Origin of the sequence: Cellulomonas sp. SLBN-39, from assembly GCF_006715865.1 — a bacterium.
GTDB lineage: Bacteria > Actinomycetota > Actinomycetes > Actinomycetales > Cellulomonadaceae > Cellulomonas.
The window spans coordinates 1,382,036-1,408,097 of the sequence record NZ_VFOA01000001.1 but is presented as its reverse complement, the minus strand read 5'-3'; the positions used below and the strand labels follow the sequence as shown (position 1 = coordinate 1,408,097).

The 26,062-nt window shown below is 72.3% G+C and carries 23 protein-coding genes and 2 tRNA genes; 20 read left to right on the top strand and 5 right to left on the bottom strand.

Going from position 1 to position 26,062, the window contains the following annotated elements; all coding sequences use genetic code 11:
- The first annotated feature begins 209 nt into the window (after positions 1–209).
- From dnaA to FBY24_RS06325, 12 genes are all read left to right on the top strand, one after another.
- Positions 210–1,817, top strand: a complete 1,608-nt coding sequence (gene dnaA / locus FBY24_RS06375) for a chromosomal replication initiator protein DnaA (RefSeq protein WP_142159046.1) — start codon at positions 210–212, stop codon at positions 1,815–1,817.
- Between the two features lie 684 nt (positions 1,818–2,501).
- Positions 2,502–3,632, top strand: coding sequence for a DNA polymerase III subunit beta (gene dnaN / locus FBY24_RS06370; protein WP_142159044.1), 1,131 nt, complete (start codon positions 2,502–2,504; stop codon positions 3,630–3,632).
- Between the two features lie 133 nt (positions 3,633–3,765).
- Entirely contained in the window at positions 3,766–4,695 is a 930-nt protein-coding gene (gene gnd, locus FBY24_RS06365; protein ID WP_142159042.1) for a phosphogluconate dehydrogenase (NAD(+)-dependent, decarboxylating), read from the top strand.
- Between the two features lie 7 nt (positions 4,696–4,702).
- The gene (gene recF / locus FBY24_RS06360) at positions 4,703–5,896 is read left to right on the top strand and encodes a DNA replication/repair protein RecF (RefSeq protein ID WP_142159039.1); all 1,194 of its coding nucleotides are present in this window, start codon (positions 4,703–4,705) and stop codon (positions 5,894–5,896) included.
- Positions 5,886–6,500, top strand: a complete 615-nt coding sequence (locus FBY24_RS06355) for a DUF721 domain-containing protein (protein ID WP_140458245.1) — start codon at positions 5,886–5,888, stop codon at positions 6,498–6,500. Before recF ends, FBY24_RS06355 begins: the two co-directional genes overlap by 11 nt.
- 196 nt (positions 6,501–6,696) lie before the next feature.
- Positions 6,697–8,778, top strand: a complete 2,082-nt coding sequence (gene gyrB / locus FBY24_RS06350; RefSeq protein WP_142159037.1) for a DNA topoisomerase (ATP-hydrolyzing) subunit B — start codon at positions 6,697–6,699, stop codon at positions 8,776–8,778.
- A 71-nt stretch (positions 8,779–8,849) separates the two neighbouring features.
- On the top strand, positions 8,850–11,459 hold the full coding sequence (gene gyrA, locus FBY24_RS06345) for a DNA gyrase subunit A (protein WP_142159035.1): 2,610 nt from the start codon (positions 8,850–8,852) through the stop codon (positions 11,457–11,459).
- Positions 11,456–12,421, top strand: coding sequence for a DUF3566 domain-containing protein (locus tag FBY24_RS06340; RefSeq protein ID WP_142159033.1), 966 nt, complete (start codon positions 11,456–11,458; stop codon positions 12,419–12,421). Before gyrA ends, FBY24_RS06340 begins: the two co-directional genes overlap by 4 nt.
- 112 nt (positions 12,422–12,533) lie before the next feature.
- Positions 12,534–12,607 (top strand) — tRNA-Ile (locus FBY24_RS06335).
- A gap of 42 nt (positions 12,608–12,649) precedes the next feature.
- A complete protein-coding gene (locus FBY24_RS19220; protein WP_218887003.1) occupies positions 12,650–12,769 on the top strand; it encodes a DLW-39 family protein in 120 nt (39 codons plus the stop codon).
- Positions 12,770–12,797: 28 nt separating this feature from the next.
- Positions 12,798–12,870 (top strand) — tRNA-Ala (locus FBY24_RS06330).
- Between the two features lie 439 nt (positions 12,871–13,309).
- A complete protein-coding gene (locus FBY24_RS06325) occupies positions 13,310–13,651 on the top strand; it encodes a hypothetical protein (RefSeq protein ID WP_142159031.1) in 342 nt (113 codons plus the stop codon).
- Between the two features lie 98 nt (positions 13,652–13,749).
- Here the strand turns inward: FBY24_RS06325 and FBY24_RS06320 are convergent, their stop codons facing one another.
- Entirely contained in the window at positions 13,750–14,499 is a 750-nt protein-coding gene (locus FBY24_RS06320; protein WP_142159029.1) for a GntR family transcriptional regulator, read from the bottom strand.
- Positions 14,500–14,558: 59 nt separating this feature from the next.
- Complete coding sequence (locus FBY24_RS06315; RefSeq protein WP_142159027.1) at positions 14,559–15,179, bottom strand: TetR/AcrR family transcriptional regulator; 621 nt, start codon at positions 15,177–15,179, stop codon at positions 14,559–14,561.
- 87 nt (positions 15,180–15,266) lie between these two features.
- Here FBY24_RS06315 and FBY24_RS06310 point away from each other — a divergent pair, with 87 nt between their 5' ends.
- Genes FBY24_RS06310 through FBY24_RS06300 form a run of 3 tightly spaced genes read left to right on the top strand, consistent with a single transcriptional unit; the run spans position 15,267 to position 17,389 of the window.
- Positions 15,267–16,094 carry an SDR family oxidoreductase gene (locus FBY24_RS06310; RefSeq protein WP_142159025.1) on the top strand — a complete coding sequence of 276 codons (828 nt, stop codon included), beginning with the start codon at positions 15,267–15,269 and terminating at the stop codon, positions 16,092–16,094.
- A 48-nt stretch (positions 16,095–16,142) separates the two neighbouring features.
- Positions 16,143–16,508 carry a DoxX family protein gene (locus tag FBY24_RS06305; RefSeq protein WP_142159023.1) on the top strand — a complete coding sequence of 122 codons (366 nt, stop codon included), beginning with the start codon at positions 16,143–16,145 and terminating at the stop codon, positions 16,506–16,508.
- Between the two features lie 35 nt (positions 16,509–16,543).
- Complete coding sequence (locus tag FBY24_RS06300; RefSeq protein WP_142159021.1) at positions 16,544–17,389, top strand: SDR family NAD(P)-dependent oxidoreductase; 846 nt, start codon at positions 16,544–16,546, stop codon at positions 17,387–17,389.
- A 53-nt stretch (positions 17,390–17,442) separates the two neighbouring features.
- On the opposite strand, the gene FBY24_RS06295 is transcribed toward FBY24_RS06300, so the two are convergent.
- Complete coding sequence (locus tag FBY24_RS06295; RefSeq protein WP_142159019.1) at positions 17,443–18,780, bottom strand: aspartate aminotransferase family protein; 1,338 nt, start codon at positions 18,778–18,780, stop codon at positions 17,443–17,445.
- A gap of 310 nt (positions 18,781–19,090) precedes the next feature.
- Between FBY24_RS06295 and FBY24_RS06290 the strand changes: the two genes are divergently transcribed.
- Positions 19,091–20,149 carry a phosphotransferase enzyme family protein gene (locus FBY24_RS06290; RefSeq protein WP_142159017.1) on the top strand — a complete coding sequence of 353 codons (1,059 nt, stop codon included), beginning with the start codon at positions 19,091–19,093 and terminating at the stop codon, positions 20,147–20,149.
- A gap of 106 nt (positions 20,150–20,255) precedes the next feature.
- Positions 20,256–21,689 carry an ethanolamine permease gene (gene eat / locus FBY24_RS06285; protein WP_142159015.1) on the top strand — a complete coding sequence of 478 codons (1,434 nt, stop codon included), beginning with the start codon at positions 20,256–20,258 and terminating at the stop codon, positions 21,687–21,689.
- 58 nt (positions 21,690–21,747) lie between these two features.
- Here eat and FBY24_RS06280 read toward each other — a convergent pair whose 3' ends face one another.
- Positions 21,748–22,302 carry a hypothetical protein gene (locus FBY24_RS06280; RefSeq protein ID WP_142159013.1) on the bottom strand — a complete coding sequence of 185 codons (555 nt, stop codon included), beginning with the start codon at positions 22,300–22,302 and terminating at the stop codon, positions 21,748–21,750.
- A 131-nt stretch (positions 22,303–22,433) separates the two neighbouring features.
- Positions 22,434–23,207, bottom strand: coding sequence for a GNAT family N-acetyltransferase (locus tag FBY24_RS06275; protein ID WP_142159011.1), 774 nt, complete (start codon positions 23,205–23,207; stop codon positions 22,434–22,436).
- 82 nt (positions 23,208–23,289) lie between these two features.
- Between FBY24_RS06275 and FBY24_RS06270 the strand changes: the two genes are divergently transcribed.
- From FBY24_RS06270 to FBY24_RS06260, 3 genes are read left to right on the top strand one after another with little or no spacing between them, the layout of a single operon-like run.
- On the top strand, positions 23,290–24,228 hold the full coding sequence (locus FBY24_RS06270; protein ID WP_142159009.1) for an ABC transporter ATP-binding protein: 939 nt from the start codon (positions 23,290–23,292) through the stop codon (positions 24,226–24,228).
- A complete protein-coding gene (locus FBY24_RS06265; protein WP_142159008.1) occupies positions 24,225–25,073 on the top strand; it encodes an ABC transporter permease in 849 nt (282 codons plus the stop codon). The genes FBY24_RS06270 and FBY24_RS06265 overlap by 4 nt, the downstream gene beginning before the upstream one ends.
- Complete coding sequence (locus tag FBY24_RS06260) at positions 25,070–25,888, top strand: ABC transporter permease (protein WP_142159006.1); 819 nt, start codon at positions 25,070–25,072, stop codon at positions 25,886–25,888. The genes FBY24_RS06265 and FBY24_RS06260 overlap by 4 nt, the downstream gene beginning before the upstream one ends.
- Positions 25,889–26,062: the final 174 nt, after the last annotated feature.

Genomic DNA, 26,062 nt, shown 5'->3' with positions numbered 1-26,062 from the left:
CGCGCGGTCCGCGCACGACGTGCCACCCTGGGCGGCGCCCGACCGGTCGGCGGTGCGGAGCCGGCCACCGGCCGACCGCCGGTCCGGAGCGCCTCCGCAGCAGCCCGGAACGGCGCTCGTCGGCGAACGCACAGGTGTGGACAACTTTGTGGACAACGCCGGGCGGTGCCACACTCGCAGCCCGCTGGACGAGCACCCCGAGGTAGGACGTGTCACAGGACGAAGAACCCGCCCGCGTGTGGGGGCACGTCGTGCAGACCCTCGAGGCGAGCCCGGACATCACGCCGCGCCAGCTCGCGTTCGTCCGTCTCGCCCACCCGCTGGGCATCCTCGACGGCACCATGATCCTCGCGGTCGGCAACGACCTGACGAAGGAGTACCTCGAGACGCGCGTGCGCGACGAGGTCACCGGGGCGCTCAGCCAGGCGCTCGACCGCGAGGCCCGGTTCGCGATCACCGTCGACCCTGAGATCGCCAGCGACGTCCCGCCGGCGCTGCGGGTCGTCCCCGCTCCACCGGTCCGCGCGTCCGACGCGCTCACGTCCGAGCGCGGGGCCCCGGTCCGGCTGGGCCACGACGGGCACGACGGCTCTCACGACGGCCGCAACGGTCAGCCGCACCTCCCCCAGCAGCACGCCGGCCAGCCCCGGCCGCTGCACGGGCGCGACGACGCGTTCGACGACGACGACCGTCACGACGGGCGCGGGCCCCTGCCGGGCGACCGCGCGACGCTGCGCGCCGTCGAGGACCTCAGCCCGGCGCGGCGCACCGCGACCGCCGAGCCGGCACGGCTCAACCCGAAGTACCTCTTCGAGACCTTCGTCATCGGATCCTCGAACCGCTTCGCCCACGCGGCGGCGGTCGCGGTGGCCGAGGCCCCGGCCAAGGCCTACAACCCGCTGTTCATCTACGGGGACTCCGGGCTGGGCAAGACGCACCTGCTGCACGCGATCGGCCACTACGCGCAGAACCTCTACCCGGCCGTGCGCGTGCGGTACGTGAACTCCGAGGAGTTCACCAACGACTTCATCAACTCCATCTCCGAGGGACGGGCGGGCGCCTTCCAGCGCCGGTACCGCGAGGTGGACGTCCTCCTCATCGACGACATCCAGTTCCTGCAGGGCAAGGAACAGACGATGGAGGAGTTCTTCCACACCTTCAACACGCTGCACAACGCCAACAAGCAGGTCGTGATCACCTCCGACGTGCCGCCGAAGCAGCTGAACGGCTTCGAGGACCGGATGCGGTCGCGCTTCGAGTGGGGCCTGATCACCGACGTCCAGCCGCCGGACCTCGAGACCCGCATCGCGATCCTGCGCAAGAAGGCGGCGAGCGAGCGCCTGCAGGCCCCGCACGACGTGCTGGAGTACATCGCGTCGAAGATCTCGACCAACATCCGTGAGCTCGAGGGTGCGCTCATCCGGGTCACCGCGTTCGCGAACCTCAACCGTCAGCAGGTCGACGTCACGCTGGCGGAGATCGTCCTCAAGGACCTGATCACCGACGACCAGACGCAGGAGATCACCGCGACGACGGTGATCGGGCAGACCGCCGCCTACTTCGGTCTGAGCATCGAGGACCTGTGCGGGTCGAGCCGCTCCCGCGTCCTGGTGACCGCGCGGCAGATCGCGATGTACCTGTGCCGCGAGCTGACCGACCTCTCGCTGCCCAAGATCGGGCAGGCGTTCGGCGGCCGCGACCACACCACGGTCATGCACGCGAACCGCAAGATCCGCGAGCTGATGGCCGAGCGACGGTCGATCTACAACCAGGTCACGGAGCTCACGAACCGGATCAAGCAGCAGCACCGCGGCTGATCCGCCGCCTCCGTGCCCTCACCCGTCGTCCACCGCGAGCGGGTGTTTATCCACAGGTTTCCCCACGGCCTGGGGACGAAGGTCACACCCCGGGATCGTGCTCCCTGCGCGATCCTGCGCTTCGTCGTCCCCGGCTGCCCCCGGGCCTGACCTGCGACGACGTCGTCGCGTCAGCGCCCCTCCAGCCGGTCCCCCGGGTGCGGGCGGACGCCGGCACCCCCTCCCCGCGAGAACATCGGGTGTCCGCAGGAGGAACGCGCCACCAGCAGAAATCGGGCATGGGATGACTACTCACACCTGTGCACAGACCTGTGGACGGCGGTGGATGACCCCCTCCGTTCCTGTGGAGGGCACAGGGCCGATCTGGGGACGGTTGGGGACGAACTCCGCGCCGTCCCCAGGCGTCCCCAGCAGACCCCTCGTCACCCACAGGCGGGCTCCACAAGCGAAAGTGGCCCTGACCTGCACCAAGACCCGTGATCCACAGGATTCACAACCCCTATGACGATGACGGGACAGAGAGATGAAGGGGGCAGACCACCGACGTTGGGCCGGCGACCGACGACGCGCAGGCCGGTGCCGACCACCTGCGCTGCAGGGCAGAGGACGTCGCGTAGTCTTCGCAGGAGCCTGGTGAGCGGTGGGACGGTGCCCCGCACGGGCGACGACGACGAGGGGTGACGCATGAGGTTCCGGGTCGATCGTGACGTGCTCGCCGACGCCGTCACGTGGACCGCACGCAGCCTCCCCACACGGCCGCCCGTCCCGGTGCTGGCCGGTGTCCGCATCGAGGCGGACACGACGGGGACCATCCAGCTCTCGAGCTTCGACTACGAGGTCTCGGCGCGTGCGCAGCTCCCTGCCGACGTCAGCGAGCCCGGCACGGTCCTGGTCTCCGGGCGTCTGCTGGCCGAGATCTCCCGTGCGCTGCCGGCCAAGCCGGTCGACGTGGTCCTCGACGGCACCAAGGTCCAGGTCACGTGCGGGGCGAGCCGCTTCACGCTGCTGACCATGCCCGTCGAGGACTACCCCGCGCTCCCCGTGATGCCCCCCGTCACCGGCACCGTGGACGGCGAGCACCTGACCCACGCGGTCGCGCAGGTCTCGGTCGCCGCGAGCCGTGACGACACCCTGCCGCTGCTCACCGGTGTCCGCGTGGAGATCGAGGGCGAGAAGGTCACGCTGCTCGCCACGGACCGGTACCGGCTCGCGCTGCGCGAGATGACCTGGAAGCCCGCGACCCCCGACCTGTCCGCCGTGGCCCTGGTCCGTGCGCGCACGCTGTCCGACGCGGCGAAGTCGCTCGGCGGCGCCGGCTCGGTGTCGGTGGCGCTGTCCACCGGCGGCGGCGTCGACCTCATCGGGTTCGAGGCAGGCGGCCGGCAGAGCACGAGCCTGCTCGTCGACGGCGACTACCCGGCCGTGCGACGCCTCTTCCCCGACGAGACGCCCATCCACGCGATCGTGCACCGCCAGCAGCTCGCCGAGGCCGCCAAGCGTGTCGCTCTCGTCGCGGAGCGCAACACGCCCATCCGCCTGTCGTTCGCCGAGGGGCAGCTGGTGCTCGACGCGGGTCAGGGCGACGACGCGCAGGCGTCCGAGGCGCTCGAGTCGACGCTCGTCGGCGAGGACATCTCCGTGGCGTTCAACCCGCAGTTCCTGCTCGACGGGCTCGGCGCGCTGGACACGACCTTCGTCCGGCTGTCGTTCACGCACCCGAACAAGCCGGTGGAGTTCACGGGGCAGGAGTCGCTCGAGGGCGACGACCTCAAGGACTACCGCTACCTGCTGGTCCCGATCCGCTTCGCGAGCTGAGGCCGGGCCCCGTCCGTCGGGGCCGGCACGAGGAGTCCTCGCCGCCCGGGCGACCGCCCCCGGGCTGCGGCACAGTGGTGCACGGTGCGACGGCGCACGACCGGCGGAACCGCGCACGACGAGAGGGCGAAGCATGCACATCGGACTGGTCGGCCTGGGCAAGATGGGCGCGAACATGCGCGAGCGGATGCGCCGCGCCGGGATCGAGGTGACCGGGTTCGACCGGAACCCCGACGTCACGGACGTGCCGACGCTCGAGGCGCTCGTGCAGGCCCTGCCCCAGGGCGAGCGTGTCGTGTGGGTCATGGTGCCCGCCGGAGCGGTGACTGACGCGGTAGTCACCGACCTCGCCGGCCTTCTCGCCCCCGGTGACCTGGTCATCGACGGCGGCAACTCCTACTACCAGGACGACGCGGGCCACGCGGCGCTGCTCGCCGAGCACGGCGTCGGCTTCGTCGACGCCGGGGTCTCCGGCGGCGTCTGGGGCCTGGAGAACGGGTACGGCCTCATGGTCGGCGGAGCGGCCGACGACGTGGCCCGCGCGATGCCCGTGTTCGACGCCCTGCGGCCCGAGGGCGAGCGCGCCGACGGCTTCGTGCACGCGGGCCCGGTGGGTGCCGGGCACTACGCCAAGATGGTGCACAACGGCATCGAGTACGGGCTCATGCAGGCCTACGCGGAGGGCTACGAGCTGCTCGCGGCCAAGGACCTCGTGACGGACGTGCAGGCGACGATGCGGGCCTGGAGCAAGGGCACCGTCGTGCGCTCCTGGCTGCTCGACCTGCTCGTCCAGGCCCTGGAGCAGGACCCGGCGTTCACGGAGATCGACGACTGGGTCGAGGACTCCGGCGAGGGCCGCTGGACGGTCGACGAGGCCATCGAGCTCGCCGTGCCCGCGCCGGTCATCGCCGCGTCGCTCTTCGCCCGGTTCTCGTCGCGCCAGGGCGAGTCCCCCGCGATGAAGGCCGTCGCGGCGCTGCGCCAGCAGTTCGGCGGGCACGCGGTGCGCGCCGCGGGCGCCGACACGGTCACGCCCACGGCGCCGCCGACCTCGGAGGCCTGAGCCGCCCGTGCACGTCGCCCACCTCTCGCTCACCGACTTCCGGTCGTACCACCAGGTCGAGCTGCCGCTCGAGCCGGGGATCACCGCGCTGGTCGGCCCGAACGGGCAGGGCAAGACGAACCTCGTCGAGGCCGTCGGGTACGTCGCGACGCTGGGCAGCCACCGCGTGCCCAGCGACGCGGCGCTCGTGCGGCACGGCGCGAGCCGGGCGGTCGTGCGCGCGAAGGTCGTGCGCGAGGCGCGGAGCACGCTCGTCGAGGTGGAGGTGACCCCGGGCAAGGCCAACCGCGCGCGTGTCAACGGCGGCTCGCCAGGGCGCGCGCGCGACGTCCTCGGCATTCTGCGCACCGTGCTCTTCGCGCCCGAGGACCTCGCGCTCGTCAAGGGCGACCCGGACGGCCGCCGGCGGTTCCTCGACGACCTGCTGGTCCAGCTGACCCCGCGGATCGCCGGGGTGATCGGCGACCACGACCGGGTCCTGCGGCAGCGGTCCGCGCTGCTCAAGAGCGCCGGGGCCGCCGTCCGCGGCTCGCGCAGCGGGTCCGACCTGCGCACGCTCGACGTCTGGGACGCCAAGCTCGCGCAGGTCGGCGCCCAGCTCGTCGTCGCGCGTCGCGCGCTCGTCGCCGCGCTGCGACCCCGCGCGACGGACGCCTACCGCCAGGTCAGCTCGGGGCAGAGCGAGCTCGGGCTGGTCTACCGCACGTCGCTGGAGGCGGCCCTCGACCTCGACCCGGGGGCGGCCGCCGAGCCGGCGCCCGCCCCGCTCGTCGAGGCCCAGCTGCTCGAGGCGATGGGGCGGCTGCGCAGCAAGGAGATCGAGCGGGGCGTGTGCCTCGTGGGCCCGCACCGTGACGACCTCGTCCTGAGCCTGGGCGAGCTGCCCGCCAAGGGGTACGCGAGCCACGGCGAGTCCTGGTCGGTGGCGCTGGCGCTGCGCCTCGGCTCCTACGGGCTGCTCACGCACGGCGTCGAGGAGACCGACGCGTGGTCCGCCGACTGGGGCCCGGACGGCGAGCCGGTGCTCGTGCTGGACGACGTCTTCGCCGAGCTCGACACGCGCCGCCGCACCCGCCTCGCCGAGCTGGTCTCGACGGCCGGGCAGGTGCTGGTGACGGCCGCCGTGCCGCAGGACGTGCCCGAGCCCCTGGCCGGCGCACGCGTCGACGTCATGGGCGGCGAGGTCACCCGTGTCCTCTGACGGCCGCCCGGGCCGGCGCGGGCCGGACCCGCAGGACGAGGACCCGTCGGGCGCGCTGATCCCCCGCCCGCCCGTGGTGCCCGACGGCGTGCCCGTGGGCGAGCTGGTCGACCTGACGCCGCCCGAGCAGGTCGCCCGTGCGGCCCTCGCACGGGCGAAGGCCGCCGCCCGCGCCCGCGGGCTGTACCCCGGGGCAGCACCCCGCGGCCGCGCGACGCCGGCGGTGTCCAGCGGTGCGCGACCCGGTGCCCGCGACCCGCAGCTGCTGGGGGCCACGGCGCAGTCCCTGGCCCGTGACCTGGGGTGGGAGCCGGGCCTGGTCGTCGGGGAGGTGCAGCACCGGTGGCGCGAGCTCGTGGGTCGCGACGTGGCCGAGCACTGCGAGTTCGTCTCCCTGGAGCAGGGGCTGCTGACGCTGCGCGCGGACTCCACGACCTGGGCCGCGACCGTCCGGATGTACAGCCCGACCATGCTCGCCCGGTTCTCCGAGGCGTTCGGCGAGGACACGGTGCTCGAGGTCAAGGTGCTCGGGCCGAGCACACCGGGGTTCGGTCGCGGCCCACGCCGGGTGCAGGGCCGGGGCCCGCGCGACACGTGGGGCTGACGGCCCGCGCACAGGCCACGGCGAGGGAAACGGTGCGCGAGGTGGTGACCGGGTAGACTGGGGAGGTCATTCCAGGCGTCTGCGGGCCCGTGAGAGACGAGAACTCCAGCCTCATGGGGTGATCCGGTCTCCCGGCGGCGCGCAGCCGCTCACGACGCGCCCCGCGCGCGCCCAGCACCGAGGAGAAGCGTCGCCCGTGGCCGACCAGAGCACCTCTCGCGAACCGCAGGACTCGGACGAGGGGAACGCCGAGGTCGCCGCCCCGGCCGCAGGCTCGAGCAGCTCTCCCGCGCCGGGCGCGTACGACGCCAGCGCCATCACCGTCCTCGAGGGCCTCGAGGCCGTCCGCAAGCGTCCGGGCATGTACATCGGCTCGACCGGTGAGCGCGGCCTGCACCACCTCGTCTACGAGGTCGTCGACAACTCGGTCGACGAGGCGCTGGCCGGCTACTGCGACACGATCGAGGTCACGCTGCTCGCCGACGGCGGCGTCCGCGTGACGGACAACGGGCGCGGCATCCCCGTGGCGGTGCACCCGACCGAGGGGCGACCCACGGTCGAGGTCGTCATGACGATCCTGCACGCGGGCGGCAAGTTCGGCGGCGCCGGCTACGCGGTCTCGGGCGGCCTGCACGGCGTCGGCATCTCGGTCGTCAACGCGCTGTCGCGCCGGGTCGAGACGCGCGTCAAGCGGGACGGCTTCCTCTGGCAGCAGGACTTCGCTGACGGCGGCAAGCCGGTCGGCGAGCTGCAGAAGGGCGCGGCGACCGACGAGACGGGGACGTCGCAGACCTTCTGGGCCGACCCCACGATCTTCGAGACCGTCGAGTACGACTTCGAGACGCTGCGCTCGCGCTTCCAGCAGTACGCGTTCCTCAACAAGGGCCTGAAGATCTCGCTCACCGACGAGCGCCCGCAGCACACCGGGACCGAGGACGAGGTCGCCGGCACGGACGCGACGGCGAGCTCGGCCGCACGCACGATCACCTACAAGTACGACGGGGGCCTCGTCGACTACGTCAAGCACCTCGTGGCGGCCAAGAAGGTCGAGCTCGTGCACCCGGACGTGATCGACTTCGAGGCCGAGGACCCGTCCCGGCGCATCGCCGTCGAGATCGCGCTGCAGTGGACCACCGCGTACTCCGAGTCCGTGCACACCTTCGCCAACACGATCTCGACGACCGAGGGCGGCACGCACGAGGAGGGATTCCGTGCGGCGATGACGGCGCTCATCAACCGCTACGGGCGCGACAAGGGGATCCTCAAGGACAAGGACGAGAACCTCACGGGCGACGACATCCGTGAGGGGCTGACCGCGGTGATCTCGGTCAAGCTCGGCGAGCCGCAGTTCGAGGGCCAGACGAAGACGAAGCTGGGCAACACCGAGGCCAAGACGTACGTGCAGCGCGTGGTGCACGAGCAGCTCGGCGACTGGCTGGACTCGCACCCGTCCGAGGCCAAGGACGTCATCCGCAAGTCCATGCAGGCGGCCGCCGCGCGCCTGGCCGCCCGCAAGGCGCGCGAGGCCACCCGTCGCAAGGGCCTGCTCGAGTCGCACTCGATGCCGGGGAAGCTCAAGGACTGCCAGTCCAACAACCCGGCCGAGTGCGAGGTCTTCATCGTCGAGGGCGACTCGGCCGGCGGCTCGGCCGTGCGCGGGCGCAACCCGCGCACGCAGGCGATCCTGCCCATCCGCGGCAAGATCCTCAACGTCGAGCGTGCGCGGCTGGACCGCGCGCTCGGCAACCAGGAGGTCCAGGCGCTGATCACGGCCTTCGGGACGGGCATCGGCGAGGACTTCGACATCTCGAAGCTGCGTTACCACAAGATCGTGCTGATGGCCGACGCCGACGTCGACGGCCAGCACATCCGCACGCTGCTGCTCACGCTGCTGTTCCGGTACATGCCCGAGCTCATCACCCACGGCCACGTGTACATGGCGCAGCCGCCGCTGTACCGCATCAAGTGGACCAACGCGGACCACGACTACGTGTACTCGGACCGTGAGCGCGACGCGTTCGTCACCGAGGGCCGGGCCAACGGCAAGCGGCTCCCCAAGGAGAACGCGATCCAGCGGTACAAGGGTCTGGGCGAGATGGACTACACGGAGCTCTGGGAGACCACCATGGCCCCCGAGCACCGCACGCTGCTGCAGGTGACGCTCGACGAGGCCGCGGCCGCCGACGAGATCTTCTCGGTGCTCATGGGTGAGGACGTGGAGTCCCGCCGGGCGTTCATCCAGCGCAACGCCAAGGACGTGCGCTTCCTCGACATCTGACGCACGCCGCCGGCCCCGGCCGGCGCGCACGACGCGCAACTGACGGACCTGGTGAGTGGAGTGACCCGCACGTGACCGAGACACCCGGCGAGATCGAGCACGGCCGCATCGACCAGATCGACCTGCAGCTGGAGATGCAGCGGTCGTACCTGGACTACGCGATGGCCGTGATCGTGGGCCGCGCCCTGCCCGACGTGCGTGACGGCCTCAAGCCCGTCCACCGGCGCGTGCTGTACGCCATGTACGACGGCGGCTACCGGCCCGACCGTCAGTTCTCCAAGTGCTCGCGCGTCGTCGGCGACGTCATGGGCAAGTACCACCCGCACGGCGACACGGCGATCTACGACGCCCTGGTCCGCCTCGTGCAGGACTGGTCGATGCGCTACCCGCTGGTGTGGGGCCAGGGCAACTTCGGCTCCCCCGGCGACGACCCGGCGGCCGCCCCGCGGTACACCGAGTGCAAGATGGCGCCGCTGGCCATGGAGATGGTCCGCGACATCGACGAGGACTCCGTCGACTTCCAGGACAACTACGACGGGCACACCCAGGAGCCCGTCGTCCTGCCCTCGCGGTTCCCGAACCTGCTGGTCAACGGCTCTGCCGGCATCGCGGTCGGCATGGCGACCAACATCCCGCCGCACAACCTGCGCGAGGTCGCCGCGGGCGTGCAGTGGCACCTGGACCACCCCGAGGCGTCCCGCGAGGAGCTGCTCGAGGCGCTCCTGGAGCGGATCAAGGGCCCCGACTTCCCCACGGCGGCGACGATCCTGGGCCGGCGCGGCATCGAGGACGCGTACCGCACGGGCCGCGGCTCGATCACGATGCGTGCCGTGGTCGAGGTCGAGGAGATCCAGAACCGCCAGTGCCTGGTCGTCACCGAGCTGCCGTACCAGGTGAACCCGGACTCGCTGGCGAAGAAGATCGCCGACCTGGTCCGCGACGCCAAGGTGCAGGGCATCGCCGACATCCGCGACGAGACGTCGGGCCGCACGGGCCAGCGCCTGGTCATCGTGCTCAAGCGCGACGCGGTCGCCAAGGTCGTGCTCAACAACCTGTACAAGCACACGCAGCTGCAGGACACGTTCGGCGCGAACATGCTCGCCCTGGTCGACGGCGTGCCGCGCACGCTGAGCATCGACGCGTTCGTGCGGCACTGGACGGCGCACCAGATCGAGGTCATCCAGCGTCGGACGCGGTTCCGCCTGCGTCGCGCCGAGGAAGAGATCCACATCTACCGCGGCTACCTCAAGGCGCTGGACGCGCTGGACGAGGTCATCGCCCTCATCCGCCGCTCCCCCGACGCGGAGACGGCGCGCAACGGGCTGATGGACCTGCTGGAGATCGACGAGCAGCAGGCCCAGGCGATCCTCAACCTGCAGCTGCGCCGCCTGGCCGCGCTGCAGCGGCAGGAGATCATGCAGCGGCACGCCGAGCTCGAGGCCCGGATCGTCGCGCTCAACGCGATCCTCGAGTCGCCGGAGCGCCAGCGCCAGATCGTCAGCGAGGAGCTCGCGACGGTCGTCGACAAGTTCGGCGACGAGCGCCGCACGCACATCCTGCCGTTCGACGGCGAGGTGAACGTCGAGGACCTCATCGCCGAGGAGGAGGTCGTCGTCACGATCACGCGCGGCGGTTACGCCAAGCGCACGCGGGTCGACGCCTACCGGGCCCAGCGCCGCGGCGGCAAGGGGGTGCGCGGCGCCCAGCTGCGCGAGGACGACATCGTCGACCACTTCTTCGTCACCACCACGCACCACTGGCTGCTGTTCTTCACCAACCTCGGGCGCGTGTACCGGGCCAAGGGCTACGAGCTGCCGGAGGGCGGCCGCGACGCCAAGGGCCAGCACGTGGCGAACCTGCTGGCGTTCCAGCCGGGCGAGCAGATCGCCCAGGTGCTGGACCTGCGCGACTACGAGCAGGCCGAGCACCTCGTGCTCGCGACCCGCCGCGGGCTGGTGAAGAAGACGCGTCTGAGCGAGTACGACTCCAACCGGTCGGGGGGCGTCATCGCGATCAACCTGCGCGAGGACGAGGAGGGTCGGCCCGACGAGCTCGTCTCGGCCCGTCTCGTGGACTCCGACCAGGACGTCATGCTGGTCTCGCGCCAGGGGCAGTCGCTGCGCTTCACCGCCTCGGACGACTCCCTGCGCCCGATGGGCCGTGCCACCAGCGGCGTCACCGGCATGAAGTTCCGTGGCGACGACGACCTGCTGGCCATGGACGTCGTGCGCGAGGACGCATACCTGTTCACGGTCACCGAGGGCGGCATCGCCAAGCGCACCGCGCTGACGGTGGAGAACTACCGCCAGCAGGGCCGCGGCGGCCTGGGCATCAAGGTCGCCAACCTGCCCGAGGCGAACGGCGACCTGGTCGGCGCCCTGGTCACGGACCTGGACGACGAGGTGCTCGTCATCATGGAGCGCGGCAAGATCGTGCGCTCCGCGACGGCCGAGGTGAAGGCCACGGGGCGCACCACCCAGGGCGTCATCTTCGCCAAGCCCGACAACGGCGACAGGATCATCGCGGTTGCCCGCAACAGTGAGCGACACCTGGGCGACGATGCCGGTACCGTGGGCGAGAACGGTCAGAACACCGACGGAGCCGACGTCCCCGACACGTCGACCACCCCGACCGGAGCGGTGACCGACGACACCGGCCACCGAACCGCGGAGGACGCATGAGCGAGACCCCCCCTTCGATCCCCCCGCGCAAGCGGCCGACCCCGCCTGCGGGTGGGTCCGGGGCGCGTCCCGGAGGCTCGACGGGCACCGAGACCGTGAAGGACGCCGAGCGTCCCGCGGCCTCGGAGAAGTCCGACGACGGGGCGTGGTCGTCGGGCTCCTCGACGCCTCCGACGTACACGGCGCGGACGTCGACGACGGGACGCAGCACCGGCGGCTCGTCGGGCGGCACCTCGACGACGACGTCCACCCCCACGGGGTCGTCGGGCGAGGACCGTCGCGTCATCGGCACGGTCGAGGACCCGCTCCCCGCCGGCTCTGCGGGCACGGGCGGCCCCGCTCCGCGAGCCGACGAGCCCTCTCCGCTGGTCACCGCCGTCGACGGGACGACGGAGTGGCTGAAGAAGGCGGCGAGTTCCACCGGTGCGAGCCTCAGCCGGGCGTACGCTTCGGTGACACGCCCCCGGACCGAGGACGCCCAGATGACTGCCACGTCGGCCTCCCCGACGTCGACGCAGGAGCGCGCCGCCGCCCCGCGTCCGACCACCGGTGCCACCTCGTCGGTCCGTCCCGCCACCGGTCGCACGCCGGCCGTCGGCGCCCCGCGACGCGTGCGGCTCGCGATCTCGCGCGTCGACCCGTGGTCGGTCATGAAGCTCGCGTTCCTGCTCTCCGTCGCGATCGGCATCATGATCGTCGTCGCGGCGGCCGTCGTGTGGTTCACGCTCGACGGTCTGCGGGTGTTCGCCGACATCGACGGCCTCATCCGCCAGATCGCCGGCACCGAGACGCCGATCGACATCAACGAGTACGTCTCGTTCCGCAAGACGATCTCGGCGGCGACGCTCGTCGCGGTCATCGACGTGTTCCTGCTGACCGCGCTGGCCACCATCGGCGCGTTCCTCTACAACATCGTGGCGTCGCTGGTCGGCGGCGTGCACGTCACCATGACGGACGAGTGAGTCGCGGTGGGCGCCGGCGGTTTGGGACCACGGCGCCCCCTGCGGTACCCTCGACCGTCGCGCACGCCGGACGCCGCCCCTCGGGGTGGACCGTCACCGGTGGGCGCACGGCGGGCCTATAGCTCAGACGGTTAGAGCGCTTCCCTGATAAGGAAGAGGTCACAGGTTCAAGTCCTGTTAGGCCCACGCAGCACGGTGATGCCGTACCACCCCGATGACGGGAGAACGATGAAGAAGCTCCTTCTCCTGACGGCGGCAGCGGTCGTCGGATATGTCGCCTGGCAGAAGTACGTGCAGGACCGCGACGAGCGGGACCTGTGGGCCGAGGTCACCGACACCTTCGAGTGACCTCCCCGCGGCGCGAGCGCCGCGACCAGGGGCCATGGCGCAATTGGTAGCGCACCTGCTTTGCAAGCAGGGGGTTAGGGGTTCGAGTCCCCTTGGCTCCACCCAGCAATCCGGAGGACCCTGGCGGCTCGCCCGGCCATGATGGGCGGGTGCCCGCCCCGCCGCTCGTCGCTGCCGGATGGGTCCTCGTCACTCCCACCGCGCTGCCGCCGGTGCTGCGTCCCGGCCGTCCTCCGTCGGCAGGAGCCGGTCGGCCCGGCGCAGCGCGTCCTGGGCTGGGAGGTCGTCGGGGCTGACGACTGGTTCGACCTGCACTCGTGGCACTGCCACGGGTACGCCGACGAGGTCGCCACCGCCCTCGGGACCTGCACGAACAGCCGCGGCCTGCTCCCGAGCCACGCGGAGGCGAGCGCGGTCCTCCGCTGGATGCTCACCAGACCCTCGGCCGAGGCCCCGGCCCCGGTCCCCTGGTTCCCGGTCGCCCTCACAGCGTCCCCCGCCGCCGAGCGGGCTCTGGCTCACGGTTCACGGCCCTGACCCGTGAGCCAGAGCCCGTTCGGTGCTGTGGTGCCTGCGACGTGCCACGATCAGGCGGTGACTGCCGGCTACTTCCAGCGTGTTCGTTGGCACCACGATGACGCCGAGGACCCCGTGGTGCTGTGGTCGCACATCGTCGACGGCTGGGAGGTGCGCAAGGTCGACGAGTTCGCCGACGGTCGTCTGGCGTGGGCTGACGATCAGCACGAGACGGAGACCACCGGCCTCGGCCAGGTACCGATCCCGCGACCGGAGGAGATCGCGGCCGATCCCCAGTTCACGGTCGCTGTCATCGATGCAGCGGACTTCGAGGGCATCTGGCGACGAGCCCGCGGTGGGGTCTGAGGCCTGTCGACCATCCCGACGGTCGGCGAACGGGACCTGGTGCGCGGCTCGGGGGTCTGAGGCGTGAGCGGGAGCCCGGTCGCGGGCGACCGGGCTGGTCAGCCGGGGCGGTGGGGGTTGCCGACGACGCCGTAGCGGCGCAGGTGGAAGCGCATGCGGTCGGCGACGAACAGCTCGGTGCCGATCTCGACCGGGCGCTGCTGGTCGTCGAGCGTGAGCCGCGACAGGCGGACCAGCGCGGTGCCGGGGTCGACGTCGAGCAGCTCGGCCTGGCCCGCGGTGGCGTACGCGACCTCGATGCTCTCGTCGGAGACGGCCGGGGTCACGCCGTAGGTCTCGCGGAAGCAGCGGTAGAGCTGGGTGAGGTCCTGGGCGTCCAGCTCGGGGAACAGGGACGCGGGGGCGCGGGTGTCCTCCAGGCTCAGACCGGCGCCGTCGTCGGTGCGGCGCAGGCGCTGCAGGTGGTAGACGGAGGCACCGGCGGGCAGCCGCAGCAGGCGGCGGTCGAGGGGGCCGGCACGCACGAGCTCGACCCGCAGCACCGTCGTGACGAGCCGCACGCCCTGCACGCGGGTGATGTCCGGCAGCCCCTCGATGGTGTTGAGGTTCCGCTCGATCCGCCCGTCGGAGGCGAACACCCCTCCCCCGCGTCCGAGCCGCCGGCGCACGTGGCCCGCGGCCTGCAGCAGCTCGAGGGCCTCGCGGAGCCGGGACCGGGTGATGCCGAGCTCGGCGGCCAGGCTGCGCTCGTCGCCGAGCCGGTCGCCGGGGCGCAGCTCCTGGCGGCGCATCATCGCCCGCAGGGTCGCCGCGGCGGCGACGGTCTGCTCGTGCGGCGCCACCCTCATGGCGGACACCGTAGGGCGTCGGGGACCCCGGAGGTACCCCGGCTCTCGGGGTGCGGCGGTCAGCTCACGCCGACGGGGACCGCGCCTCGGGCCACGGCGTCCATCGCGTCGTCCACGGCGGTGTCCAAGGGGATGCCGGCCCGCTGGGCGTGGCTGCGCGCGACGGTCATGGCAGCGAAAGCTGCGGCGACGAGCGCGGCGACCTCGAGGCGACCGACGTCCTCCCGACGGGCCTGCGCCCGCGCGACCAGACGATCCACCAGCACGTCCTGCGCACGCTGCATGCGCTCGAGGAACCCTGCGCGCAGGGTCTCGGACGAGTCGATGATCCGTTGCATCTCCTCGGCCCGCGGGCCGAGGACCGGGTCGGACATGTAGGCGACCGGACCGTCGAACACCCGTCGCAGGGACACCCAGGGGTGCTCGTCCGCAGGCCGGGCGTCGAGCGCCTCGGCGAACTGCTCGCCCTGGCGCTCGTACTTGCCCAGGACGACGGCTTCCTTGCTGCGGAAGTAGCGGAAGAAGCTCCGTCGCGAGACACCCACGGCCTCGGCGATCTGCTCGATCGTCACGTGCTCGTAGCCGTCCCGGGCGAAGAGCTCCTGGGCGGCGTCGAGGAGCTCGTTCTGCACGGCTCGACGCGTACGGGCCCGCAGGCTCTCGGAGGTGGGCGACGACATGTGACGACCCTACCAGTGCGCCACTTGTGGCACTCAGTGTCAGAAGTGGCGTATGGTGATGGCACATCTCGACGTGAGGAGCAGACCATGCAGAAGACCTGGTTCATCACCGGCGCCAGCCGTGGGTTCGGCAAGGAGTTCGCCCGGCAGGCCCTCGGGCGCGGCGATCTCGTCGCCGCCACGGCCCGCGACATCCGCGCGCTCGACGACCTCGTGGAGGAGCACGGCGAGGCGGTGCTCCCGCTGACGCTCGACGTGACCGACGCCGAGGCCGTCACCGTGGCCGTGCAGGCTGCGCACGAGCGCTTCGGCCGCCTCGACGTCGTCGTCAACAACGCGGGCTACGGCCTCTTCGGGACCGTGGAGGAGATCTCCGCCCAGCAGCTGCGCGACCAGCTCGAGGTCAACCTCTTCGGGGTCCTGCACGTCACGCAGGCCGTGCTGCCGATCCTGCGGGCGCAGGGAAGCGGCCACATCGTGCAGATCTCGACCGTCGGCGGCGTCGCCGCGTTCCCCAACCTCGGCGGCTACCACGCCTCGAAGTGGGCGCTCGAGGGGCTCTCCGAGTCGCTCGCCCAGGAGGTCGCCCCCTTCGGCATCAAGGTCACCCTCGTCGAGCCCGGGGGCTTCGCGACCGACTGGTCCGGCTCCAGCGCGGTGCACGCCGACCCCCAGCCGCAGTACGACGGCGTCCGTCAGGCGATGGCGGAAGGTGCCCGTCGGACGCCGCCCGAGATGACGGGCGACCCCGAGGCCGCAGGTCGCGCGATCCTCACGCTCGTCGACGCTCCCGAGCCGCCGCTGCGCGTCTTCTTCGGCACGATGCCCACGCTCATCGTCCCCGGCATCTACCAGGACCGGCTCGCCACCTGGGAGTCCTGGAAGGAGCTCTCGCTCCAGTCGAACGGTCACTGACCTCACCGCACGACCCGCCATCCCCAGCCGTCGCCGCGAGGAGCCCCCATGCCTGCTGTCGCCCACATCGTCCTGAGCGTGCTCCTCGCGGCGCTCCTGCTCACGACCGGAGGGGGCAAGATCGCCGGGTCCGCCTCCTCCCACGCCATCCGTGACAGCCTGCACGTCCCGCCCGGCCGGTGGAGGGCCATCGGGGCGTTCGAGGGTGTGGTCGTCGCCGCCCTCGTGCTCGGGATCTGGGTACCCCTGGCCGGCGTCGCCGCTGCGGGCGGCGTCGTCCTGCTCATGGCCGGCGCCATCGTCACCAGGCTCCGGGCGGGGGGTGCGCAGCAGCGCAGCGGTGTGACGGCCGACGTGGTCGTCCTGCTGATCGCCCTGGTGACGCTCGTCCTGGCGGTCGTCGCGCACGCGTGAGGTCGTCCCCGTCAGACCATCGCTCGAGGAGTGCCATGACACAGAAGACCATCGTCATCACCGGGGCGTCGGACGGCATCGGTGCCGCTGCGGCGCGGATCCTCGCCGACCGGGGCCACCGGCTGATCCTGCTCGGCAGGTCCAGGGAGAAGGCCGAGGCGGTCGCCCGCCAGACCGGGGCCGAGGTGTTCGTAGCCGACTTCGCCCGGCTGGACGACGTCAGGGCCGTTGCCGCCCAGATCGCGTCGGCGGTCGGCCCCGGGGGCATCGACGTGCTCGCCAACAACGCGGGAGGGATCTTCGGCGACCCGACGCCCACCGTGGACGGGTTCGAGAAGACCCTGCAGGTCAACCACCTCGCACCGTTCCTGCTGACCGGCCTGCTCCTGCCGCAGCTGCGGCAGGGAGGCGCGAGCATCATCAACACGTCCAGCATCGGTCACCGGTTCTTCGGCAAGATCGACCTGGACGACCTCGACAACCGCCGTGACTTCAACGCGAACAAGGCGTACGGCGACGCCAAGCTCGCGAACGTCCTGTTCACCGTGAGCCTTCACACCAAGCTGCGCGACGAGGGGATCAGCGCGGTCGCCTTCCACCCGGGGGTCGTCCGCACGAACTTCGCTGCGGAGACCACCAGTGCCATGCGGTTCACCTATCGGACGCCGCTGCTGAACCTGACCCTGATCAGCCCGGAGAAGGGTGGCGCCACCCTCGCCTGGTTCATCGAGGGCGAACCCGGCACGACCTGGCACTCGGGCCGCTACTACGACCAGCGCAAGCTCACCGACAAGGTGAACCCGCAGGTCCGCGACGCGGAACTGGCCGAAGGGCTGTGGCAGCGCAGCGCGGACCTGGTCGGCCTCACGGGCCTGGTCTGACCTCGTCCGCCGACATCGCCCCGCGCGAGGGGGCTGCGCACCGTCGTGGGTGATCACCCGGCGACGCTGCGCAGCGCCCCGTCGAGCTCGGTGAGCAGGCGGGCCGCGTCGTCGTCGTCGAACACCAGCGGTGGGCGCAGCTTGAGGACGTTGCCGCCGCCGCCGCACACGGAGGTCAGGACGCGGCGTGCGCGCAGCTCCTCGACGACGTCGAGAGCCACCTGCCGGGACGGGGTGCCGTCGGCCGGGTCCACGACCTCCAGACCGATGTAGAGGCCTGCGCCGCGGACCTCGCCGACGGCCGCGTGGTCGAGCCCGCGCAGCCCGGCGAGCAGGTCCGTGCCGACGCGGTCGGCGTGCAGCTGCAGGTCCTCGTCACGGAGGACGTCGAGCACGGCCTGCGCGGCCGCGACCGACACCGGGTTGCCGCCGAAGGTGTTGAAGTACGGCAGGTGGTCCGCGAACGCGGCGAGCACCTCGGGGCGGGCGGCCATGCCCGAGACGGGGATCCCGTTGCCCATCGGCTTTCCGGTCGTGACCAGGTCGGGGACGACGCCGTGCCGGGCGAACCCCCAGAAGGCCTGCCCGGTGCGCCCGAAACCCGGCTGCACCTCGTCCGCGATGAAGACCCCGCCCGCGCGGCGCACGGCCTCGACCGCGGGCGCGAGGTAGCCGGCGGGGTCCGGGTAGACGCCGTCGGAGGAGAAGATCGAGTCGGCCAGCAGCGCCGCGCAGCCGTGGCCCGCGGCTTCGAGGTCGTCGACCTGGGTCTGCACCTGCGCGGCGAACCACTCCCCGAGCGGCATCCCGGCGGCCGCCGCGTGCCGCGGGTCGGGCTCGGGCACCAGGCGCACCCAGTCGGCGAGCGGCTGCGCGCTGCCCAGGGCGGGCGAGAGCTGCGACACCATCGCGGTGTTGCCGTGGTACGCCTCGGCGCTGATGATCACGCCCCGCCGGCCGGTGAACGCCTGCGCCACCCGCACCGCGAGGTCGTTGGCCTCCGACCCGGTGCACAGCATCATCAGCCGGCCGATCTCGTCCGGCATCGTCGAGAGCAGGTCCGCGGCGTAGTCGAGGACCGCGGAGTGCAGGTAGCGGGTGTGGGTGTTGAGGGTGGCGGCCTGCCGCGCGACGGCCTCGACCACCCGGGGGTGGGCGTGGCCGACGGACGCGACGTTGTTGTAGACGTCGAGGTACTCGGCCCCGTCGGCGTCGTACAGGTGCGCGCCCTGGCCTCGGACCAGGTGCACCGGGTCCCGGTAGAACAGGCGGTACGCGGAGCCCAGGAGCTCCTCGCGCCGGCGCGTCATCGCGAGCGTGGCGGGGCTCAGCCCCGACGCCTCCTCGGGGCGGAAGCTGTTGGTGTCCATGATCGTCGAGCGTGTCGCCACCGTGCCGTCCTCTCCTCGTGCGCCGGTCTCCTCGCGCGCAGGGCCGCCCGGCTCCGCCTCGTGAGGCCCACCATCCTGCGCGGGCGGCAGGCCCCCGCCCAGGGCCGTCGGTAAACGGTTGGTCACTGTCGGGCAGCGGCACGTAAACGGTCGGTGACACGCCCACCGTCGTGTAAAACCCCCGTTTCGTGCCCTGGCGACGTCTTGTCGTCGCCCGGCGCGGCGCGGGACGCTCGCCCCGAGCCGCCCGCTCCCCTCGTCTCGACCCCCACCCGCACGCACCATCCCGGCGGACCCGAGCGAGGACCCCATGACCATCGAGACCACGACGGAACGACCCAGCGAGGACGTCTCGCTCGCCGCCTTCGCGGCCCTGTCGCGCGGCGCGCCAGCGCCCTACTGGCTGCACCGCGGCGTCTGCGCGGCGTGGGGCCTGGAGCCGGGCAGGGTCGACATGCCGCTCATCACCGTCTCCGAGAACGCCACCTTCCGGCTCGACCTCGACGGCACCCCCGTCGGTGTCGTGCGGGTCAGCCAGCCCGGGTACGTCGGCGGGCCGGAGGCGATCGCGTCCGAGCTGGCCTGGCTCGGTGCGCTGCACGAGCTCGACGAGGTCAGCCTGATCTCCCCCGTCCCGACCATCCGCGGCCCCTTCACCGCGGTGGTCAAGGACACGCGCGGCAACGGCTGGGCGTGCGTCAGCACCCGGTTCATCACCGGCGAGGTGCTCGAGGACCTGCCCGACCCGGCGCAGTTCTACCGCGTGATCGGCCGGTGGAGCGCGGCCTTCCACCAGCACGCGCGCACGTGGACGCCGCCGTTCGGCTTCACCCGTTTCACGTGGACCCTCGAGGACATGGTCGGCCCGACGTGCCGCTGGGGCCGGTGGGAGGACGCCGTCACCGACCCCGAGGAGCACGCGCTGCTCGCCGCGGCGCAGGCACGGGCGTTCGCGCTGCTCGCCGACCTGCCGCGCGACGAGCGCACGTGGGGCCTGATCCACGCCGACCTGCGGCCGTCGAACATCATGACCGACGGGCAGACCCTCACGGTGATCGACTTCGACGACTGCGGGTTCGGGTACTACCTGTACGACTACGCCGCCGCCCTGTCGTTCGTCGAGCACGAGCCGTACGCCCCGGCGATGGCCCGCGCCTGGGTCGACGGCTACACCGAGCTCGCACCCCTGACCGCCGACGACCTGCGGCACGCGAGCGCCCTGTCGATGCTGCGCCGCCTGACGATGCTCGGCTGGACGACCAACCACCGCGCGGACGCGCTCCCCGACGGCCTGCACGCCGCGCAGCTGCCCGGCACCGTCGAGGTCGCCCGCCGGTTCCTCGTCTCCCCCACGTGGCTCCTCGACTGACCGGCACCACCAGGTCCGGCACAGGCACCCCCTGCACCTCCCGCACGGCACGTCCCGCACCTGCGCGGCCCGCCCACCGGCGTGCCCCCTCCCGGAAGGAACCGTCATGGCTGTCACCGAACGACCCGAGGCGTCGGGCACCGCGGACGCGGACTACTTCGCCGAACGACGGCTGCGCCGCGGCGCGGCCGGCTGGGTCCTGCTCGCCGGTCTCGGCGTCTCCTACGTCATCTCCGGGGACTTCTCCGGCTGGAACCTCGGCCTGGCCCAGGGCGGCTGGGGCGGGCTCCTGATCGCGTTCGTGCTGATGGGGGTCATGTACACGTGCATGGTCTTCGGGCTCGCCGAGATGTCGTCGTCGCTGCCCACGGCCGGTGCGGGCTACGGGTTCGCGCGCCGCGCGCTGGGCCGACTCGGCGGGTTCGCGACCGGCATGGCCATCCTCATCGAGTACGCGATCGCGCCGGCGGCCATCGCGGTGTTCATCGGCGGGTACGTCGAGTCGCTCGGTCTGTTCGGGCTGACGAGCTCGTGGCCGGTGTTCCTGGCCTGCTACGTGGTGTTCATCGGCATCCATCTCGTCGGGGTCGGCGAGGCGCTCAAGGCGATGTTCGCCATCTCCGCGGTGGCCGTGGTCGCGCTGGTCGTGTTCGCCGTCGGGATGATCGGCTCGTTCGACGTCGCGAACCTCTTCGACATCGTGCCGACGGACGCCGCCGGCGCGTCGACGTTCCTGCCGTTCGGGTACTCCGGGGCCATGGCCGCGCTGGTCTTCGGCATCTGGTTCTTCCTCGCGATCGAGGGCGTCCCGCTGGCCGCCGAGGAGGCGACGGACCCGGCCAAGGACATGCCGAAGGGCATCATCGTGGCGATGGGCGTGCTCGTCGTGACCGGCGCCCTCGTGCTGGTGCTCGCCCCGGGAGGGGCCGGCAGCGCTGCGATGGGGTCGTCGGCGAGCCCGCTGCCGGACGCGCTGGAGGCGGTCGGGCAGACCGGGCTGGCGACCTTCGTCAACTACGCCGGGCTCGCGGGGCTGGTCGCGTCGTTCTTCTCGATCGTCTACGCGTACTCGCGCCAGCTCTTCGCGCTGTCGCGCGCGGGGTACCTGCCGCGGTGGCTCTCGCGGACGTCGTCCCGGCAGACGCCGCTGTGGGCGCTGGTGGTGCCCGGCACGATCGGCTTCGTGCTCGCGGTCGTCATCGCCAACGGCGACCAGCTCATCAACATCGCGGTGTTCGGGGCGGCGGTGTCGTACGTGCTGCTCAACCTCTCGCACGTCGTCCTGCGCGTGCGCGAGCCCGACCTGCCGAGGGCCTACCGGACGCCCGGCGGCGTCGTCACCACGTCGGTCGCGCTCGTGCTGTCGGTCGTGGCCGTCGTCGCGACGTTCGTCGTCGACCCGGTGGCGGCGGGGATCACGGCCGCGATCTTCGTGGCGTTCCTCGCCTACTTCTGGTTCTGGAGCCGGCACCGCCTGGTCGCGAACGCGCCGGAGGAGGAGTTCGACTCGATCGCGGCGGCCGAGGCCGACCTGCGCTGACGCCGTCCCGCCGACCACCGGTGCGCCGCGCACTCGCGCGGCGCACCGGTGCGGTGCGTCAGGGCCGCCGCGCCCGGGCCAGCACGTCGGCCAGCACGTCGTCGGTGTAGACGGGGACGGGCCCCGGCGTCTCCGGGCCGTCCTCGAGCGTCGCCCAGTGCCAGTGCGGGTGGACGACGGCCTGGTCGGCCTCGTCGGACAGCCGCAGGTCGAGCAGCACGGCGTACCGGTACCCGAACCGGCGCTGGATGCCCTGCGACGCGGCCAGGGTGGGGACGACGGGCGCGGAGGCCGCGTCGGTGGTCAGCTCGACGAGCAGCAGGTTGTCCTCGGGGCCGAGGCGCCCGCGGCGGTGCAGGATCAGGTGCGGGGGCCGGTCGGCGTCGGCGCCCAGGCGCACGGCGGGCTCGAGCGTCATGCCGGAGCGGTCGTACTCGGCGTCGGTGTCCCAGGTGTGGTCCACGGTCGCGCGCAGGGCCCAGCCGAGCTGGAACGAGACGGTGCGCTCCGAGGGGCGGCTGGTGCCGGCGGCGGGCGCGAACAGCGTCCACTCGTCGACGAGCGTGGTGGTCAGCGCGATGCGCACACGGGCCTGCAGGTCGGCGAGAAGCATGGCCGGGACGCTACTCCCGTCGGGCGGTCGGCAGGGAGGGACTTGGGTCCGCTTCTTGCCACGTCGAGGTCATGTACGGATCAAGTCCGACGTGGCGCGCACCACGTCGGACGTCGCCGCGACCCCCGTGCTCAGCCCGCCGTCGCCAGCCCCAGCTGGTCGAGCACCGGGTCCAGCCCGTCGATCGTCACGTCGAGCCGCAGGTGGTCCGGCCGCGCGTCCCAGTCGGCGCGGTCCAGCACGTACTGCTGGCTGACGACCGGCTGCCCCTCGCGCGCCTGGTGCAGCACGCCGTTCTCGCGGTAGCCGATCTTGCGGCTCACACCGCCCGAGCCCGGGTTGTCGACGAAGGCCGACGACGTCGCGTGCTGCGCACCGAACCCTTCGAACAGCAGGTGCAGGATGAGCAGGCGCATGCGCGTGCCGATGCCGCGGTGGTGGTGCGCGAGGCCCAGCCACGAGCCCGTCTCGGCGCTGCGCGTGACCGCGAAGCCCTTGGCGTACATGCCCTGCGTGCCGACCGGGACGCCGTCGTGCAGCACCGCGAGCTCGATCGCCCAGTCGTCGGGGGTCGTGCGGGTGCGCAGGCCCCACTGGTACGTCATCACGCTGCGTGCCACCTGCGCGGGGGTGCCGCGCGTCCACGGCACGACGAACGGCATGTAGTCGGCCGGGTGCACGCCCTGCGCCGCCAGGCGGGCCAGGTCGAGCAGGGTGCGGTCGTCCGGCGCGCGCAGCTCGAGGTCCCCGCTGCGCACGCGCAGCCCGGTCAGCGGCCAGATCTCGGCGTCCGTCAGGGCGGCTCCCGCCGGGGCGACGTCGGTCGGCGCCGGCGTGGACGGCTCCGGCGTGCTGGGCGCAGGCGTGGTCGGTGCAGCGTCGGTCGGCGCGGGGTCCGTCGTCATCCGCGCAGCCTGGCGCGGACGTCCGGGCAGGTCAACCGCAAAGAAGGAGCCGCGCGTCGGTGGTGGGCCCTACCGTGGGCGGGTGCCCGCTCCTGTCGTCCACACCCGTGGCCTGCGCAAGACCTTCGGCGACCTCGCGGCGGTCGACGGCATCGACGTCGACGTCGCGCCCGGCGAGTCCTTCGGCTTCCTCGGCCCCAACGGCGCCGGCAAGTCCACGACGATGCGGATGATCGGGGCCGTGTCGTCGCGCACGGCGGGCGAGCTGACGGTCCTCGGCCTCGACCCCGACACCCACGGGCCGGAGATCCGCTCCCGCCTGGGCGTCGTGCCGCAGGAGGACAACCTCGACACCGAGCTGCGCGTGCGCGACAACCTACTCGTGTACGGCCGCTACTTCGGCCTGCCGCGGCGCACCTGCGCCGAGCGCGCCGACGAGCTGCTGGAGTTCGCGCAGCTCACCGAGAAGGCCCGCGAGAAGGTCGACAAGCTCTCCGGCGGCATGAAGCGGCGGTTGACCATCGCCCGCGCGCTGATCAACCGCCCCCGCATCCTCATGCTCGACGAGCCGACCACCGGCCTCGACCCGCAGGCCCGGCACGTGCTGTGGGACCGGCTGTTCCGCCTCAAGGAGCAGGGCACGACCCTGCTGCTGACCACGCACTACATGGACGAGGCCGAGCAGCTCTGCGACCGCCTCGTCGTGGTCGACCACGGCCGGGTCATGGCCGAGGGCTCCCCGTCGGAGCTGATCCGCGCGCACTCCACGCGCGAGGTCGTCGAGCTGCGGTTCGGGGCCTCCCGCAACGCCGAGGCGGCCGAGCGGCTGCGGACCGCCCTCGACGGCCAGGTGCAGCGCACCGAGGTGCTGCCCGACCGGGTGCTGCTCTACGCCGACGACGGCGAGGGCGTGCTCGAGCACGTCGCGCGCACCGGCCTGGAGCCCACCACCAGCCTGGTGCGCCGCTCCAGCCTGGAGGACGTGTTCCTGCGCCTCACGGGGCGGAGCCTGATCGAGTGAGCGACCCGACCCTCGTGGACGACCCCGCCGCCGACGCGCGCGCGGGCGGCGTCCTGCCGCGCCGGTTCGGCGCCTGGTACGTCGCCGAGCATCAGATCCGGTCCATGCGCGCCTACGGCTGGACCATCGTCGTCGGGTCCGTCGGCAGCCCGCTCGTGTACCTGCTCGGCATCGGGCTCGGACTGGCCGCGTTCCTCGACCAGTCCGTCGCCGACGGCGCCGACGGGCCCGTCAGCTACGTCTGGTTCGTGGCCCCCGCGCTCATGGCCTCGGCGGCCGTCGGCGTGGCCATGGACGAGTTCACCTACGCCGTCATGGCCGGCTTCAAGTGGCGGCGCATGTACTGGGGGATCAACGCCTCACCGGTCTCCCCCGGCCAGCTCATGTCCGGCGTCGTCCTCGCCGTCGTGGCCCGCATGCTGCTCACCGTCGTCGTCTACTACGCGCTCGTGGTGGCGTTCGGCGCCGTGGGCGACCCGGTCGCCGGCCTGGCGCTGCCGCTCGTCGGGGTGCTCGGCGGTCTCGCCTTCGGCCTGCCGCTGCTGGCCTTCACGGCGAGCCTGGCCGACGACACGGGGCAGTTCGCGGTCGTGCAGCGCTTCGTCTTCACGCCGATGTTCCTGTTCTCGGGCACCTTCTACCCGCTGGACTCCCTGCCGGGCTGGCTGCAGTGGGTCGGGTGGGTCTCGCCGCTCTGGCACGCCAGCGAGCTCGGCCGTTCCGTCAGCTACGGGTCCCCGCCCGGGGCATGGCCCGTCGGCGTGCACGTCGCCGTCCTCCTCGTGCTGGCGGCCGGCGGCTGGGTCCTCGCCCGGCGCGCGTTCGGCAGGAGGCTGCGCGGATGACCGCCACGACCACCCCGTCCCGGACGCGTCGCGGCGGCGTCCGGGCCCTGTGGGCCGGCAACCCCGGCGCCGTCGTGGGCCGCGGCATCCGTGCCACCCGCACCAACAACGCCGTCATCATCGCGTCCGGGTTCTTCGAGCCCGTCTTCTACCTGCTCGCCATGGGCGTCGGCCTCGGGCAGTTCGTCGGCGACGTCGACACCCCCGCCGGCCCCGTGCCGTACGCGGCGTACATCGCGCCCGCGCTCCTCGCGGTGTCGGCCATGAACGGTGCCGTCTACGACTCCACGTGGAACGTCTTCTTCAAGATGCACTTCGGCAAGCTGTACGACGCGATGCTCACCACCTCGCTCGGCCCGCTGGACGTCGCGCTCGGCGAGATCGCGTTCGCGCTGCTGCGCGGCGGCCTCTACGCCGCCGGGTTCCTCACGGTCATGCAGGTCATGGGGCTGAACCTGTCCTGGACCGCCGTGCTCGCCGTCCCCGCCGTGCTGCTCGTCGCCTTCGGGTTCGCCGCGGTCGGCATGGCCGTCACCAGCTACATGACGACCTTCCAGCAGATGGACTGGATCCAGATCGTCATGCTGCCGATGTTCCTCTTCTCCGCCACGTTCTACCCCCTGTCGGTCTACCCCGAGCCCGTGCAGGTGGTCATCCAGGCGTTCCCGCTCTGGCACGCCGTCGAGCTGGTCCGCGGCCTGACCCTCTCCGGGCTGTCCGCCGACCTGCTCGTCCACGTGGCGTACTTCCTGGTGATGATCGGCGCCGGCGTCGTCGTCACCACCCGTCGCCTGCGCACCCTGTTCCTCGACTGAGCGGCTCCTCGACCGGCTGCTCCTCGACGGGGTGCACCCCGACCGGGTGAGACCCGGCGGGCCCGGGCGTGCGCGAGGGGCGCCGCGCTCGCGCGCGACGCCCCTCGGGCGTGTCCCTGCACCCCCGCGCGGGACACGCCGGCCGGGCGGATACGGGCCGCCCGGCGTGATCGG